Source organism: Flavihumibacter sp. ZG627 (genome assembly GCF_000814325.1).
Taxonomy (GTDB): domain Bacteria; phylum Bacteroidota; class Bacteroidia; order Chitinophagales; family Chitinophagaceae; genus Flavihumibacter.
Genome location: NZ_JPHF01000004.1, coordinates 321,657 through 338,104 on the forward strand (window position 1 = coordinate 321,657; position 16,448 = coordinate 338,104).

The 16,448-nt window shown below is 43.7% G+C and carries 13 protein-coding genes; 7 read left to right on the forward strand and 6 right to left on the reverse strand.

From position 1 onward, the window contains the following. Positions 1 to 147 precede the first annotated feature (147 nt). From HY58_RS10940 to HY58_RS10970, 7 genes are all read left to right on the forward strand, one after another. Entirely contained in the window at positions 148 to 3,186 is a 3,039-nt protein-coding gene (locus HY58_RS10940; RefSeq protein ID WP_082022137.1) for a sensor histidine kinase, read from the forward strand. A gap of 29 nt (positions 3,187 to 3,215) precedes the next feature. Continuing rightward, complete coding sequence (locus tag HY58_RS10945; protein WP_039131682.1) at positions 3,216 to 3,860, forward strand: response regulator transcription factor; 645 nt, start codon at positions 3,216 to 3,218, stop codon at positions 3,858 to 3,860. A gap of 254 nt (positions 3,861 to 4,114) precedes the next feature. Next, positions 4,115 to 5,164 (forward strand): hypothetical protein, encoded by a 1,050-nt coding sequence (locus tag HY58_RS10950; RefSeq protein ID WP_039131684.1) that lies wholly within the window; start codon positions 4,115 to 4,117, stop codon positions 5,162 to 5,164. 69 nt (positions 5,165 to 5,233) lie between these two features. After that, positions 5,234 to 5,947 (forward strand): fibrobacter succinogenes major paralogous domain-containing protein, encoded by a 714-nt coding sequence (locus HY58_RS18890; RefSeq protein ID WP_052324055.1) that lies wholly within the window; start codon positions 5,234 to 5,236, stop codon positions 5,945 to 5,947. A 25-nt stretch (positions 5,948 to 5,972) separates the two neighbouring features. Further along, the gene (locus HY58_RS10960; RefSeq protein ID WP_039131687.1) at positions 5,973 to 6,470 is read left to right on the forward strand and encodes a hypothetical protein; all 498 of its coding nucleotides are present in this window, start codon (positions 5,973 to 5,975) and stop codon (positions 6,468 to 6,470) included. Positions 6,471 to 6,603: 133 nt separating this feature from the next. Continuing rightward, positions 6,604 to 8,322: a hypothetical protein gene (locus HY58_RS10965; RefSeq protein ID WP_039131689.1), complete on the forward strand. Its 1,719-nt coding sequence runs from the start codon at positions 6,604 to 6,606 to the stop codon at positions 8,320 to 8,322. A gap of 59 nt (positions 8,323 to 8,381) precedes the next feature. Continuing rightward, positions 8,382 to 10,574 carry a hypothetical protein gene (locus HY58_RS10970; RefSeq protein ID WP_039131691.1) on the forward strand — a complete coding sequence of 731 codons (2,193 nt, stop codon included), beginning with the start codon at positions 8,382 to 8,384 and terminating at the stop codon, positions 10,572 to 10,574. Positions 10,575 to 10,597: 23 nt separating this feature from the next. Here the strand turns inward: HY58_RS10970 and mnmE are convergent, their stop codons facing one another. From mnmE to HY58_RS11000, 6 genes are all read right to left on the reverse strand, one after another. Then, positions 10,598 to 11,983: a tRNA uridine-5-carboxymethylaminomethyl(34) synthesis GTPase MnmE gene (gene mnmE / locus HY58_RS10975; RefSeq protein WP_039131694.1), complete on the reverse strand. Its 1,386-nt coding sequence runs from the start codon at positions 11,981 to 11,983 to the stop codon at positions 10,598 to 10,600. 9 nt (positions 11,984 to 11,992) lie between these two features. Beyond that, entirely contained in the window at positions 11,993 to 13,153 is a 1,161-nt protein-coding gene (locus HY58_RS10980; protein ID WP_039131695.1) for an iron-containing alcohol dehydrogenase, read from the reverse strand. A 112-nt stretch (positions 13,154 to 13,265) separates the two neighbouring features. Beyond that, positions 13,266 to 14,099: an energy transducer TonB gene (locus HY58_RS10985; RefSeq protein ID WP_039131698.1), complete on the reverse strand. Its 834-nt coding sequence runs from the start codon at positions 14,097 to 14,099 to the stop codon at positions 13,266 to 13,268. 51 nt (positions 14,100 to 14,150) lie between these two features. Then, the gene (locus HY58_RS10990; RefSeq protein ID WP_039131700.1) at positions 14,151 to 14,690 is read right to left on the reverse strand and encodes a biopolymer transporter ExbD; all 540 of its coding nucleotides are present in this window, start codon (positions 14,688 to 14,690) and stop codon (positions 14,151 to 14,153) included. A 27-nt stretch (positions 14,691 to 14,717) separates the two neighbouring features. Continuing rightward, positions 14,718 to 15,386, reverse strand: coding sequence for a biopolymer transporter ExbD (locus tag HY58_RS10995; RefSeq protein ID WP_052324056.1), 669 nt, complete (start codon positions 15,384 to 15,386; stop codon positions 14,718 to 14,720). A 115-nt stretch (positions 15,387 to 15,501) separates the two neighbouring features. Next, complete coding sequence (locus HY58_RS11000) at positions 15,502 to 16,359, reverse strand: MotA/TolQ/ExbB proton channel family protein (protein ID WP_039131703.1); 858 nt, start codon at positions 16,357 to 16,359, stop codon at positions 15,502 to 15,504. Positions 16,360 to 16,448 lie beyond the last annotated feature (89 nt).

Here is a 16,448-nt window from a genome sequence, read left to right on the forward strand (position 1 = left end):
ACATAGGTTACTTTCTGAAAAAATCAGATAATATCTACTGATTAACTGAAATTCTATCCTTGCTACTTCGAAGCTGGCAAGCCACACATAGTATAAAATTGCATGCACTCTAAAGCAGATTCCTCACATAAATAAGTAATTTTAAGAATGTTGAAACCGGCTGTTTGTTTTGGGATAATGTGGCTGCTAAGTATTTATGTGACTGGGCAACCCAATTTCATTACCTGCACTAATTTAACGATAGCCAACGGCCTGGCAGATAATACTGTATTATGCATTACAAAGGACAGCCGGGGTTTTTTTTGGTTTGGTACCAACGAGGGATTGAGCAGGTATGATGGTGTTCATTTTAAAAATTATTTTGCCCGACCCGGTAATGATGTCCTGCAGGCTAATTCTGTGTATTCAATACATGAATATACCCCGCTAAAACTTTTAATAAATGCAAGGGGTAAACTCACCCTGCTGAATACAATTACACATGTATTTGAAACTCCCACAGCCTTTAAAAAGTTCAATGTTCATTTTATTAAACCATTTACAACTGATTTAATGAGTATTAGCCTGGCAGATTCATGCCTGCTCATAAATGACGACCTGAAAATAGAACTTACCCTTACCCCACCGCTGCAGCAAAAAGGATTGCCGGTAATTGCAGTACGGTTGCCACAGGATAAAATACTCACTGGCACTCCCCGCGAATATTTTATTTACGATACACAAAAAAAAAGGTATACACCCTTCATTGTACGATTGGAAAAAACAATGAAGGATCCTTCATTGTTTTTTAAGTATTATGACTCCTTGGGTCAATCTTTTTATTTTTCTAACTATTACACGGGCATTTACCAATTTAATGCATACGGGCAGTTGCTGTGTAATTATAGACGGGGCACAGGGCCTGGCAATATCAATAATAGCAATATTAGTTTTATAACTCCAAAAAATGATAGCATCTTATGGATAGGCTCTTACGAAACCGGTGGGATAAAAACTTTAAACACCCGTACTAAAAAAATCAGCACCTTGTCTGCTGACGAAAAAAGCCCGGTATTTTTTTCCAACAGCCTTGTTCACTATACCGACGGTGACCAACATGATTGGTTTGGTACAAATGCAGGCATAAGTATTATTAAAAATACAGCGGGTCTTAAAAGCTGGAGCCAGGTTCGGAAAGGCATTAAACCCGATATAAGACTGATCCAACTGGCTCCTGCACAGGCTGGTTCCATATATGCAGCAGCGCTGGAGCATGATAGCATCTATACAATCAGCCCGATGGGGCAGGTGACTGTTGAAAAAAAACTGTCGCCAGCCCCTGCATGGTGCATGCGAAAAATGGATGACGAGTTGGTGATCACTGGTAGTAGTCCCGCAATTACCAGGTACAATACCCGAACCGGCACTTCAAAAACATCCGACTTTCTAAAAAATTATTTCTCGCAATCAGAAATGATATTGCTGGCATTTAAGCATACCAACGGTGATGAATGGTACAGCGGCAATAATAATGGGGGCCTCCTGCGTAAAAAGGCACATAATGCCGGGGTCCAATACTTCCGGAAAAATGGCAGGTACAGCAGTTTTGGTGCAGGTTATTATTCTTCGTGCACAGAAGACAGTAAGGGCGACCTATGGTTCGGCGTAAACAAATCTTCAAAGCTATTGCACTGGAACAATGACAGTAATCATTTTACTGAAGTGGCATTTGACGATGTAAAAGGTGTAGGCTCCTCTCCTACGGGCGGCATCAATGATGTAAAAGCTGATTCCCAGGATAATATCTGGTTGGCCCTCGATGGTACAGGACTAATGATGTATAACCCCCAATTGAAAGTTGCCAGGCAATATAATCTCCACAACGGGTTGCTAAGCAATTTTGTTTACGCACTTGAGTTTGATAATAAAGGCCGATTGTGGATAGGCACCCAAAAAGGATTGAGTTGTTTATTAGTTGCCGAAAACAGGTTTATAAATTTTACCAAAGAGTATGGATTACCTGCTGAAGTATTTGATGAAAAATGTATTTATTATGATTCGCCTAACAACAGTTTGTGGATAGGCTCTGGCAATACAATCATCCAACTTGACCCCGACACGCTCCTGAAATACAGCAGAAAAAACCTGCCTGTTTACATTGACGAGATGATTGTAAATGGAGAAAAAATTGTTGCAGCATTTGATAATATACGGCTAAGACCAAAACAAAACAATATTATGTTCAGCTTTGCCGGGATAAATCTATCTGGCAACAAAAACGTGGAGTACAATTACCGGCTGCTGGGTGCCGACGATGAATGGATCAACAACGACGCTGCTACTACGGCCACCTACGCCTCCCTTACACCGGGCAAATATACCTTTACGGTTAGGGCAAAATATAAGGGTGATCAGCAGTGGTTTCATTTACAGCAGCCCATTAGGTTTAGCATTGCCACTCCCTGGTACAGCACATGGTGGTTTTTCAGCTTGCTGGCGTTAACAGGCATCGGATTAATTTGGATAGTAGTGGGGAACTATTATCAACGCAAAATGGGAAAAGATAAAGTGATGCAGGAGAAAAACCAGGCGATTGAAAAAGAAAGGACACGGATCGCCACCGACATGCATGATGATTTTGGCGCTTCGATTTCACGCATTAAATTTTTAAGTGAAAAAATACAACTGCAAAAAACCGGAGATCCGACACTTACTAATGACCTGGTAAAAATATCCACCTTCAGCGATGAGATGGCAGAAAAAATGGGTGAAATTGTGTGGGCACTCAATCAACGATATGATTCGCTAGATGACCTGATAAGTTTTAGTCGCTCCTATGCATCTTCTTATCTTCAGGATAAGAACATTACGCTCCATTTTACAGCAGACGAATACCCCGAAACATGCATCAACGGCGAAACCAGACGCAATATTTTTCTTTCTTTAAAAGAATGCCTGCACAACGTGGTGAAACATTCGGGAGCCACCCAAGTTCACATAGTAATCGAAAAAGACGGGCAGCTCACGGTATCCATAAAGGATAATGGCCACGGCTTCAACCCCGCTGCTGTGCGTCCTTTTGCAAATGGGCTCGCCAATATTAAAAACCGAATGCAGAATATAGGCGGTAATATGCAGCTTGATAGCACACAAGGTACGGTGGTATACCTGACAATACCTTTGGAACCCACACAAAATAGCTATTGACAGCCGCGGCAGATTGTATATTTTTATGTATGCCTGTTATAAAAATAGTATTGGTTGAAGATCTGGAAGAAGTGATTGAAGGGCTAAATGCTTTTATAGATAATGACACCGACCTTCAGCTATTGGCAGTGTACCGCACTGCGGAAGCTGCTAGCCTTGAAATACCTTTTCTAAAACCAGATATCGTAATAATGGACATTAATTTACCTGGCATAACCGGTATAGAATGTATACGAAAGTTAAAACAACTTGATACTGCTATACAGTTTATGATGTTTACTGTTTATGAAAATAACGACCAGGTATTTGAGGCATTAAAGGCCGGGGCAAGTGGATACCTGCTAAAAAAAACACCGCCCACACAAATTATAGAAGCTATTAAGGAGCTTTACCAGGGAGGTAGCCCTATGAGTGCCGCCATTGCCCGTAAACTCTTGTCCGTTTTTCAGAACCAATCTTCATCCACTGCACTACCCGAGGCCGCCAAATTAAGCAAACGGGAAAAAGAAGTGCTGAGCCTACTTTCCAAAGGATTATTATATAAAGAAATTGCACAGCAACTGGGCATCAGCTTCCATACAGTGCGCCAGCATATTTGTAAAATTTACGAAAAGTTACACGTGCAAAACAAAACGGAAGCAATCAATAAAGTGTATGGTAATCGCTGGACCTAAACATTTACAATTCTAAACATATAGTCCTTTTTACCTATTCTCCGGGGCATACTTTCTATTTAATTTTAGAAAACAGGTGGTAAGGTTCAGCCTTTGATCCTAATCGTTGTAAATCATCAAAAGAAATAAATTCCAGGGAGCGCAAAAGTGCTGAGAAAAATGGCCCCATCCGGACCTAAATAAATGATTGCGGGCACCTGGGCAAAATAGTAATGTTTTAAAAGGATTATTCAATAAAAATAAAATTTACTATAATGAAAACCGTTACCCTGGTTTTTCAGTTACTGGTTATGATCAGCAACGTTAGTATTGGACAAACAAAACTCATTGAACTCCCCTGGGCCCCAAGAGAAATAGTGGTTGATGTATCCGACAACCTGTACATAGAGTTTGAACGAATGCTGATGAAGATAACACCGGATGGCAGATCAAGTTATGTATCAGAAGATATCGCTAAAGAATTCAGGGGAACAGTAAAACCCGACGCTGAGCTGATGGTCGCCGATTCAAAAGGGAATATTTTCATGACCCATCCCTACTGGCACAGCCTCTGGAAACTGGCACCCGATGGCAAATTAAGCATTCATGCGGCTGCAGAGCAATACCAAAATGCCTGGGCAGAAGCGGCCAAAAAACCAGTAGAACTTTCAGAAATAGAATTTATGACAATTGACAAGGGAGATAATATATTTTTCAATAGTCGTATTAACCATTCCTCTACTTCCATTTTTTACCGGTTAACCCCCGAAAACAAACAGGTTTTATTAAAAGATAAAGGGGGTGACACTATAAAAATCAGGCAGGTAACGGGTTTAGGCGTTGACCGGGATGGTATGTTATACATTAGTTCTGTAGCAGGACGATGTATCAATAAAATAACCGCTGACGGTACAGTAACCGTGGTAGCAGGACAATGCTTTAAAAGAGATTTTTGCCCTGTGTACACCCAGGGAGACATTGCAAAAGCAGAACTTGTACAGCCAGGACCCACTGTAATCAACAGTAAAAATGAATTGTTGTTTGCAGATGAGCGGATGAACCGCATTATCAAAGTGAGCAATAATTCAGTTAAAACGGTGGCAGGGGCGAGCCTCATTCAACCATGCGGATCAAATATGGGCGGACGATCAAAAGAAGGATACCTGGATGGTCCTGCATCGAAAGCACTTTTTAATTTTCCCTCAAAAGTCAGGCTTGCCATCGACAGCAAAGACAATCTCTACATTCTCGATGGTGGCAATTATGCCGTCCGGAAGCTAACCCCGGCAGGCGTGGTGACTACTATCGCTAAAACAAAAAACTAAAATATGAATTGCGAGAGAACCCGCTGCATTAGGATATGCTTGTTACTCATGTGTACTCATCTTGCTGCCATGGCACAAATTCAGGCAAAGAAGGCTGCATCCAACGAATTGGCCGGTAAGATCCCCGCCGTTGCCTACGACCTCGACAGTAACAAATACACCATCATCAAATTAGGCAACCAATACTGGTTCAAAGAAAATTTACGCACTAGCAAATACAACGATACCACAGCTATTGCCACAGGGCTCAGTGATGAGCAGTGGAAGCAAACCCAAAAGGGTGCATACAGTATTTACGAAAACAATCCCCTGCACGAAAAAAGCTATGGCAAGCTCTACAACGGCTATGCAGTGGCTACAGGCAAGCTTTGTCCCAAAGGCTGGCGGGTTTCCACCGATAAGGATTGGAAGGAATTGGAAAAATTTATCGGGTTTCCGGCAGCCGAACTCGACTGGACAGGGGAAAGGGGTGATGTGGCCGACAAAATAAAAACAGGTACAGGCTGGAAAACATCTCCTTTCAAAGGAAACAACAGCTCAGGCTTTAGCATTGAGCCTGCAGGTGCAAGGCTCGATAACGGTGAGTATACAACAGTTAACCAATACGGCAATTTCTGGACCTCTACGGTTTATGATGACCGTTACGGATTGTTGTACCTCTGGAACCATCATGTGAACTATAACAGCAACGCAGTTGGCCGAATTTATACTTTGGCCAGCAATGGTTACTCCTGCAGGTGTGTTTGGGACGAGAAAACCACTGCAAAAAAACCTGCTAAATAAATTAATTCAAACTAAAGCGTACACTATGCGTATAATGCTCCTCCTTTTATGTTTTCTTCCCCTGGTAGCTTGGGCTCAAAAAGATGAAAGCTTTGCCAAATTTGTAAATGAAGACGGGACCCTGGTCCGGGGTTCTTCAGTGACCAAATTTTATGAAAGGCAGATACCTGTTTACAACCTCCAAAGCAACCCCACCGCCAACAGCACGGTATTGCGATTCAGTATGGGGGCTGAAAATGCTGCAGGCGTCCTGCACAACAATTTACTCAGCAATATAATACTGCCGCAGGGAGAAATAATAGTTACCTATACCAACTTCAGCGGCAGGTTGGTGAGGTACAAGATCAACATGGAAAATATTAAAGTAGTGGATTATGCAGATGCTGATGGTGTTGTCACCATTCAACTACGTGCCACCCGCATTGGATGGACCTATTACACCTATACCAAAAGCGGGTTGCAAAGCATCAGCAGCAAACACGGATGGGATGCTGAAACTAATACTGCATGGACGAATTTTTGATTCCCCCCTGCAATAATTGATAATCAAAATTTGCTCTTACTTCAGTGTAATGAAAGAATTATTCAAAATCAACAAAACAAACCTTACTCAGAACCGCGACGAAGCTATGTTCAAATTAATATAAGATGATTTTATGAAATGGTCAATTACTTTTTTACTGCTTTTTACGGGCCTCGTTAGCAATAGCCAGACGCGAGAAAGTTTCGACATCGCATCCTACACCGTTCCAAAAAACTGGAAGAAGGAGGTGAAGACGGATGTTGTCAACTATACATTCGTAAACCAGGCTGTAGGCAGTTACCTGGTGATGGGCGTGTATAAAAGCATTGCCGGCCATGGCCAACTGGAAAAAGATTACAGCAATGAATGGCAGGAACTGGTTGCAAGACGCTATACCATTACCGGTAAGCCCGAAACGGAGACAGGAAAACTGCAAGATGGGTGGAACTTTAAAACAGGTGCCGCAACCATTAAATTAAGCGATGGCCGGGCTATTGCAGTGCTCACTGTTTTTGAAAAAGAGGGAACCGTTTTAAGTATGCTGGCCCTAATGAATAAAGAAGACCTTATCCCGGAAATGGAGCATTTTATCAGCTCGGTAAAACTCAACAAACCTGAGGCAACCAGGCAGCCCGCACTTTCCAATACCACCACATTACCTTCCACAGGTAAATACCAGTTTACAACTTCCAATTTTGATGATGGCTGGGTGAGTACAGTGATGCAGGATTATGTTCTTGTTGAAAATAACGGCCATTCAGTTTACCTTCTTTACCATGTACCCTACAATGCCAGTCAGTTTAGTGGTACAGGGCTGCGGGATGCTGAATTTTACTGGGAGAACTATGTAACCCAATTGTTTTCAGTTCAATCAAAACAATTCAACGATGGTGGCAGCATGGCCTTAAAGCCTCCCTATATGGAAGGTGCTGCAACGGATAAACGCACCGGAAAAAAATGTTTCATTGGCATGTACCTGCTAATAGTACCCAATGCAACAAGTATCGTCATAGGCACAGCCCCCGATGAGCAGGCTTTCCGCAAACGCTATCCAAAAGCCAATGACGTTTTCGCCTCCGACATTGCGGGGATGACACGGTATAACAAATTTGCCGTGGCCCCCGCTGATGTGGTAGGCACCTGGCAAAACGGGAACACTTCCACGGTCCAATGGTATTATACCAGCCCATCGGGATATGAAAATTATGCAGGAATGACATTGGCTTCTACAAGCGCCAGTTTTACGTTTAATTACAACGGCACCTATAGCAGTATCCATAACGGCGCCACGGGTGCAGTAGGCAACATGAATACCTTTCAACAGGAATACAAGGGCAATTACACCGTAAGCAATTGGGCAATATCTGCCAGCAACAGGTATGGCGGTAAAACAGATAAGTTCGATGCCAGTTTTGTAGCGGTAAGGGGAGGCAGGATATTAAGGCTTAACAATGGAGCCGGACAGGAGTATAACCTTGTAAAAGTGCAGGATAATCAAACGACCCAAAGCCCTGTGGATCTTACACCCTTAGGTCAAGAAACTGTGCGGGCCAATGCTAGGCTTTTCGGGAAAGGGAACTGTTCGGGCGCCTCAGATCCACACTATGCTGATGCAGCAAGTTGGGGCACAGCAGGCTACATTACAAGCCGCTACGTGTTTAAAAAAAATGGATTTTACCTGTTCACTGAAAGGAGTTTCCGCATAATGAATCCAAACATTTTTAGCATTCAGGAAAATAGGTCTTTTTCTGTTAACGGTAATCAACTGACCATTGTGCCTCTAAGCAGTGAAATTAAAAGTAACCACAGCGGGATTGCAACTTCAGCAAAGGAAAATAAGCATCGAAGGTAATTAAAACTGAGCATAAATAATCCTGCTTCTTACTTTTTAAAAACCAAAACATTCTTACCATGCTAAAAATACTATTTTTCCTTACCATTATTTTCAACACTTTTCTTGTGCATGCACAGCAGCCACAGGTAAAACAAACCCCTGAGTTGAAGCAGCAAATCGAGGAGTTGAAAAAAGAAATTACAGACCTCGAAGCTGAAATAAAAGTGGCAGAAAAATCAGACCCGGAAGAGGCTGCACAACTTAAAAAAGGATTAGCGGCTTTAAAAAATGTTTTGTCGATGATGGGCGGTACGGTGACCAAACAGCCTGTTAAAACAGCGTCCGTTGCTGCAAAGCGGCCAGCTGCAGCAGCCTCACCCATCGTACCCATCATACTAAAGCAACCCCTAAGCGTTCCTACTGCAGCTCAAGCCAAAGACAACCTGCTTTGGTACAAGGGAAAAAAAGCGAACGACAGCACATTGATAACGATGACCGGCATGCTGGTGCAATACGCAAAAAAGAAGGGAACCGTGGTGGTGCAACCACCCAAAAAAAACGACCGCTTTGTAAAAACCGTGGATGAATTGATCAACAATGAAAAAAGAAAAGATGAAGTAGCCGAACACTTTGTAAAAATGGAGAATGGGCTCTTATACTATCCTCTGCTTGTTACCAGCATGGCTATGTACGACGACCTTGCATCGGGATTTGCAGCTGCCGTTAAAAATACCATTGAACTGCCTGAGTTAAGACCACTGCCTGCCGGTGATGAAGAGTCGCGTTCCCCGGAAATAAGCACAGCAGAAAATAAGCGCCCAACTCCTGAAAAAAAAGAGGATGTTAAAAAGGCCGGCGATCCTGCAGCCATTCACAAACATATTAATGAACAACTCGCCCTGGCAAAGAAACTAATACAACAACTGCCTCCGGTTGCATCCTTCCCTGCCCCACCGGCCAGGAGCCTTGGTTTTTGTGGAACCTGCGATACAAGCCTGCTTGCCCGCGAACGTAGGCAAGACGGCATATGGCTTGAAACTTACCAGGGCGAGGAACAAAGGATAGCCGGCATCCTTCTTGGGATAGAAAGAACAAAAGCCTTATTGGGCCAGGAGAGCAACAACTCTTTTGCCGAGCTCCTGAACCCCATTACGGCCCGGATGGAGGAAAAGGATAATATCTTGCTCGAAAAATTTGGGCACGACCTACGCTACTCACAAATTATTTGCATAGTGGTGCTGGGCCACGAAAGACAAAGACAACTATTGGGCATGGGAACTGAATCTCCCTCCCTTCTTTTGCCGCTGATGAAAAAGGCCGGCGCTGCCTATAAAAAATATTTCGACGAACAGGTGGAGGCCAAGAACCACGACTTTGTGCTGAACATGCCTTTTCATATAGGTGTACTGAGGCAGCGGGCCTTGCTTGGTTTGGATGAAGAAAGCAATGAGTTTGGTGACCTTGTCAACATGCTGCTGGAGTACAACAGGTTTGCGATGACAACAGAAATCGACTTCATATACGAAAAGGTCAATGACGAAAATGAAATTTTGCTTAAAGCTACAGGCACCCTTGAATCATCAGTTAAAAAATACACCATGCTTATTGCAGACAGCTGCTCATTCCGCATGATGCCCTATAGCACCGACATCAGCAATCAGACAATAGAAAAGGTAACCATGCCCATGACGGTAAAATCGGGAGCTAAAACCATTCGTGATGAGGAGAATAAATTAGTCACCTACAGGTACAGTGGCCCGGAAAGTTTTCCTCTGCAATTTCCTGAGTTCAAAATTGATTTTTGCAACAACTCCAAATCCGATACGGCATTTATGACGGGGTTTGTGGGTGATGAATCAACGGCCCAACAGTTGGGGAATGCTATGTCTAAAACATATAAGCAATACAAGGCAGACATTTTAATATTTGCCAATTATGTTTTTTATGCCGGGGCAATAGATGAGGACCGGGCGATAGACCAGGGAAACGCCATACTGCAAACAATATCGAATTTTCAAAACCAGGCTCCCGCCAACACAGCCATGGGAAAACTGAAACAACAATACGAAGGCAAAAAACAAATGGATATTCAACGGCAGGGTTTGATCAATACAATGGCCAATGATAAAACGACCTTCCTGTTTACCGCCAACAATAAGTCAACCGTATTAATTGATAAATTCAATGACTTTAAAAAAAGAATTGAAGATGATACCGAGCTCAAGCAGGGGCAAATACACCTGAGAATAGTGCATGAACCGGTGAGGTGACGCCCACCTGAAATTTGCGCCTGCTACTTTCCGATGCAGAACTTGCTAAAGATATAATCCAGCAGATCTTCATTGCTCACCTCGCCGGTGATTTCTCCAACGTAATGAAGGCAGCGCCGGATATCGAGCGCCAGTAAATCGCCAGGGATCTTGTTGTCCAAACCCGAACGTATATCCTGGAGTGAGGATAGCATCTGCTGCAGGCTATGAAAATGGCGGGCATTGGTAACGATGGTATCTTCTGTATTCACTGTTCCCTGCAACACCATGTCTACCAAGCGTTCTTTTAATACTTCAATATGAAGCAACTGTTTGGCGGAAATGAAAAAGATCGGCGCTGCCTGGGCATATCGTTCACGCATAACCGATTCATCACCTTTATCAACCTGGTTGCCAACAAGCAGGAACTGCAATCCATTCTGTTCAAAGGCAGTCTTATTATGTAATAGTTCTTCCAACGGCATGGTGTTGGCATCAAAAAGATAGAGGACCACATCGGCCTGTCGCATTTTCTCGAGGCTTCTTTCCACTCCTATACTTTCGATCTGGTCTTCGGTATGTTCACGAATTCCTGCTGTATCTATGAAGCGGAAAAGTATGCCATCAATATTGATGATCTCTTCAATAGTATCTCTTGTGGTTCCCGCAATTTCGCTGACGATCGCTCTGTTCTCATTGAGTAGTGTATTGAGTAGCGTACTCTTTCCTGCATTGGGTTTGCCAACAATGGCAACACTTACGCCGTTTTTTATCACATTGCCAAGCTGAAAGGAATGAGCAAGCTTTCCTACCCTATCAATAGCAGCGGATACAAGTGAATGCAATTGTGTTCTGTCGGCAAATTCAACATCTTCCTGGGAGAAATCCAGTTCAAGTTCTATTAATGCCGAAAAGGTGATAAGTTGTTCGCGGAGGGCTTTCAGATCGGAAGAGAATCCCCCCCTTATATTATTCAAAGCATTGCGCTGGGAGGCTGCTGTATTGGATGATATGAGGTCAGCCACTGCTTCTGCCTGTGCAAGATCGAGCTTGCCATGAAGGAAGGCCCGTTGAGTGAATTCACCGGGCCTTGCAAGCCGGGCTCCCTTTCTGATGCAGGCATCAATGATTTGCTGCAACACATAAGGTGAGCCATGACCTGATATCTCCACAACATTTTCACCAGTATAGGAGCGCGGAGCTTTAAAAAGGGTCAGCACCACTTCATCAATAGCATTACCATCCTCCTTCAGCAATCCTACATGTGCAGTATGGGTTGGCTGCTCCAGTAAATTTTTGGAGGGGAAGAGATGGTCAGCAATTTCAATTGCGCGGGTTCCGCTAAGGCGGATGACGCCGATTGCGCCCAGGCCGGGAGGCGTAGCAAGGGCAACGATGGTATCATCCCATTGCGGGGTGGTGTATTTCATGGGGCAAAGTTAATAACTCATCTCCACGATCTCCTTAACCTGGTCTGGACCCAGGTCTTTATGCTCGCCGAGCTTCGTCCAACCACGCTCGGTAAATCTGTTGGCAATTATATTTGCCGTGTCTTCAAAGCTGCTGGTATATTTTGACAGTTTGGTTTCAATACCCAGTGAATGAAAGAATGCTTCTGTTTTTTCAATTGCTGCCATGGCCTTTTGTTCAGTAGTTCCTTCCCTAACATTCCAGATCCTTTCGGCATACTGTGCCAGTTTATCTTTCTTGCGATCGAAATTGTAAAGAAAATGTCCGGGTGTAATAATGGCAAGAGTTCTCGCATGGTCGATGCCATAAAGTGCTGTAAGCTCATGCCCCATTGCATGAACCGCCCAATCTGTTGGTACTCCTTTCTGGATAAGTCCATTCAGTGCCATGGTGCAGCTCCACATGAAATTTGAAGCAGCAATATAATCAGCGGGGTCCTTCATTATACGTGGGGCGATCTCTACCAGGGTTTGGAGGATACTTTCTGCAATTCTATCCTGCAGGAGTGCCCCGGCAGGATAGGTCATATATTGTTCCAGCACGTGCGAATAGGCATCCATGATACCATTGGCAATCTGACGTGTTGGAATAGAACGAACTACTTCGGGATCCATGATTGAAAAAACAGGAAAAAGTCCCGGCCCACCCATAGATAATTTCTCTTTTGTTTCTGCGCGGGAGATAACGGCACCAGAATTCATTTCAGAGCCGGTGGCTGGAAGTGTCAGTACCGTACCGAAGGGCATACCCTTTTCGGTACGTATTGATTGGGCTAGTATATCCCAGGGTTCTTTGCCTTCATATAGCGCGGCAGAGGAAAGGAATTTAACTCCATCGATCACGGATCCTCCACCAACAGCGAGGAGGAAGCTGATCTCTTTGCTGCGGATAATTTCCAGTGCCTGAAGTAATATACTGTATTCCGGATTGGCGGGAATGCCGCTGAATTCTATGACCTCATAGTTATTTAGTGCCTGCATCACCTGGTCATAAACACCATTAGATTTGATGCTGCCACCACCATAGAGGAGCATAACTTTTGAACCAGCAGGTATTTCAGCAGATAGCTTAGCGATCTGGCCTTTACCAAAGATTATTTTTGTGGGGTTTTTGAATTCAAAATTTAGCATGAGGGGGAATTTTGAGAAAGAGAATGGGCAATAGGCAATAGTGAATAAAAAGTGGAAGTTAAAAAAAATCCTCCTGCTGGGCAGGAGGATTCTAACAATTATACCGGGACTATTATTCCACTTCGAGGCGGAAAGTGATAGGCTGTTTCTTATAAGATTTCACCTGGCGACCGTTTTGAACGGCGGGTGTCCACTTACCTGATTTTTTTATAACGCGGGCGGCTTCATCACGGAGTTCTTCTGGTCCGCTGATAGCCTCTACATTACTAACCACACCCTCTTTATCAACAATGAACTGAACCACAACAGTACCCTGCACTTCATTATCAATGGCGTCCTGCGGGTAGCGGAGGCTCTTATTCAGGTAACGCTGCCATGCGCTGGTACCACCGGGGTATTCAGATTCGATCTCCACCTTTGTAAAGGTTTTATCCCAATCTTCTTCTACTTTTTTGGGGGCTTCCACAACACCCTTTCCTTCATCAGAAGCAGGTGGTGCAACAATACCTTCGTCTTTGATACCTTCCTGGTTGATGGTACCTATCTTGGTCTCCTCCAGCTTTTCAACTTCTGGTGGTTTTTCGTCTTCTTTTACTTCCTCATCCTTTACGATTTTAGGAGGAGTGAATTTTGCCATTTCCACTTTTGGCGGCTCCGGTTTAGGCGGAGGAGGAGGTGGTGGTGGCTCATTCTTTGGCTCTTCTGTTTTCACTTCCTCGAGTTGAACGTCCTGGACGATCATCTCGGTTTTATCGTCATTGTTCTTGAGTGAACTGGCGAGGAAGCTTCCAAGAAATGCCAAAGCGAGGAGCAAGGCAGTACCAACCAGGGCATATGTCATGCGCTTGGAATAGGTCTTACGCAAGTCATAAGCGCCATAGTCTTTGTTCCGGCCATCGAACACGATGTCCAGCACATCAGCACTTAGAATTTTATTTACTTCCATTGTTCGCTTTTTTGAATAAGATGCATTTAATTAGTTTTTCCACAAACCTGTTTACTGCGGATTAGCACCTTCGGTGGCTGCGATCATCATCTGCTCTGCTTCTGCAATATCAACCAATGCATAGCGCTTCACATCATTGATGGTCATTTCATCGAGCATATCAACAGTGTTCTTATAGGTGGACTCTTTATTAGGTTTGATCACCACAACAAAGTCTTTAGGGTCGGTGGACTTCTTCTTGGTAAGAATGATGTCACGGATTCCTTTGAAATTGGTGCTCTTGAAATTTGATCCATCTGGTGCCAGCATTCCTTCGTAATAATAAATTACGTCGTTCTTGGCGAGCATGATGGTGAGGGCACCTGATTCTTTTGCTTTGTTCTGTTCTTCAGGCTTGTCCGTATCCTTGGGCAGGAACAGGCGCATTGCTGTTGGCTGGCTCATGGAAGTGGTGAAGATGAAGAAAGTGATGAGCAGGAAACCAAGATCCACCATGGGGGTAAGGTCAACGCGGGTGGATTGTTTTTTCGATTTTTTGACGCCGGGCCCTTTTTTATGTTTATCCCCGCCCGAGGTATCCATTTCTGCCATATGGTAATGTTTTTATGTTAAAAATGTTTACTCTTCGGTTGTTTCCGCCGCAGCATTCCGGCTCATATTCCTCTTATACAATTCGGTTCCTTCCGGAACGCCTTCAGGGTTAGTAACCATCTGGAACTTCATTTCGTCGTTCTTTTTGAAGGCATCGATAACACCTTTAAAAGCCGGGTATTTTGAAGCGTTGTCACCTTTAACGAGCAGGTTCATTTTGATACCCTGGAAGCCGGTTTTGATAGCACGCATCCAGTCAACCATTTCGTTATTGATTGTATCCAGAACAGGTATACCAGGAAGATTCATCTTAGGCCAGTTGTCCTTTGGCTGGCTGGCCAGGGATTTCAATTGGCTGATGGGAACGCCGAAGAATGGACCTTTTGAAAGAGCAGTCAGTTCAGCATCAGACAAACCGAGTGTGCGGTTTGTATTCAATGCTTCGAGTACTTCTTTGGTGGGCGCATCTTCAGAGAAAGAAACAAAAACTTTTCCGTCTTTGTCGATGGTCACCAGCGCAACATCCTTCTGCGGTGCAATTTTGGAAGCAACCGAACTTGGAGTCTGCACCGCGAGTGTTTCTGATGGCTTGAACTTTGTTGTCAGGATGAAAAATGACAACAAGAGGAATGCCACATCGCACATCGCGGTCATATCAATATTTGTACTCTTCCGTGGGAGTTTTGCTTTTGGCATGACTTGTTAATTGATCAGTTCACATTTAGATTCAAGGAAAGCAGCAATCCATAAAATTATTCCGACTTTATTTTACACTGCTCTCTTACTCTATTATTCCCTATTGGCTGTTCACTTATTTGTACAGTGATGCAAAGCTTTGGGTAAGAGTGAATCCGGATTCATCTATACCGTATGTGATACCGTCGATTTTAGTTGTAAATACGTTATACATGATGATGGCCAGCGCAGAAGTACCGATACCAAGGGCTGTGTTGTAAAGAGCTTCAGAGATACCGCGTGATAGTTCACGTGCAGCATCACCACCACCTTCATCACCGAGTTTAGAGAACGAACGGATCATACCCAATACCGTACCGAACAATCCGAGGAGTGTTGCAACAGATGCAATGGTAGAAAGGAACACGAGGTTCTTCTCAAGCATTGGCAGTTCCAGTGCGGTTGCTTCTTCAACTTCTTTCTGGATAGATACAACTTTCTGCTCAGTATCGAGTTCAGTGTTGGTGATCATTTCCTTATACTTGCGCAATCCGGCCTTCATAACATTACCTACAGAACCTTTTTGCTTATCACACTCAGCGAGTGCTGCATCAACATTCTTGTTGGCAAGATGATACTGAACTTTGCGGATGAATTCATCATTGTTACCGGTACCGGTAGCTTTAGAGATGGTCAACATTCTTTCGATAGCGAAAACCAATACGATCAGGAAGTTGGCAATCAGGACCGGTACAACGATACCTCCTTCATAAACACCATGGAATGCACCTATAGGTCCAACATGGTTAGGCCAGAATCCACCAGCCGGATCAGGATTAGTGAATCCACTAGCAGCGCCCATACCAAATCTCCAGATTATATATCCTCCGATGATACATAAAACAGGGGCAATCCAGGAAATGACATTGCTTCTCTTTTTAGCCTGAACAGAAGTGGCCGCTCTCGCAGTTGCAGTAGGTTTAGTCTCTGCCATAAGTGTTTGTTTTTAGTTTTTTTGTAAACAGGTAATAATTGTTCTTGAATTGACCCAAAGCGTATTGGGGACACAAGTCTAAATAAAAA

Bases quoted from the DNA above. Each gene is read 5' to 3' on its own strand.
- mnmE (WP_039131694.1), bottom strand. From the start codon at position 11,983: ATGAAATACACCACCCCGCAATGGGATGATACCATCGTTGCCCTTGCT.
- HY58_RS18890 (WP_052324055.1), top strand. From the start codon at position 5,234: ATGGCACAAATTCAGGCAAAGAAGGCTGCATCCAACGAATTGGCCGGT.
- HY58_RS10945 (WP_039131682.1), top strand. From the start codon at position 3,216: ATGCCTGTTATAAAAATAGTATTGGTTGAAGATCTGGAAGAAGTGATT.
- HY58_RS10940 (WP_082022137.1), top strand. From the start codon at position 148: ATGTTGAAACCGGCTGTTTGTTTTGGGATAATGTGGCTGCTAAGTATT.
- HY58_RS10985 (WP_039131698.1), bottom strand. From the start codon at position 14,099: ATGGAAGTAAATAAAATTCTAAGTGCTGATGTGCTGGACATCGTGTTC.
- HY58_RS10970 (WP_039131691.1), top strand. From the start codon at position 8,382: ATGCTAAAAATACTATTTTTCCTTACCATTATTTTCAACACTTTTCTT.
- HY58_RS10980 (WP_039131695.1), bottom strand. From the start codon at position 13,153: ATGCTAAATTTTGAATTCAAAAACCCCACAAAAATAATCTTTGGTAAA.
- HY58_RS10965 (WP_039131689.1), top strand. From the start codon at position 6,604: ATGAAATGGTCAATTACTTTTTTACTGCTTTTTACGGGCCTCGTTAGC.
- HY58_RS10950 (WP_039131684.1), top strand. From the start codon at position 4,115: ATGAAAACCGTTACCCTGGTTTTTCAGTTACTGGTTATGATCAGCAAC.
- HY58_RS10960 (WP_039131687.1), top strand. From the start codon at position 5,973: ATGCGTATAATGCTCCTCCTTTTATGTTTTCTTCCCCTGGTAGCTTGG.
- HY58_RS10990 (WP_039131700.1), bottom strand. From the start codon at position 14,690: ATGGCAGAAATGGATACCTCGGGCGGGGATAAACATAAAAAAGGGCCC.
- HY58_RS11000 (WP_039131703.1), bottom strand. From the start codon at position 16,359: ATGGCAGAGACTAAACCTACTGCAACTGCGAGAGCGGCCACTTCTGTT.
- HY58_RS10995 (WP_052324056.1), bottom strand. From the start codon at position 15,386: ATGCCAAAAGCAAAACTCCCACGGAAGAGTACAAATATTGATATGACC.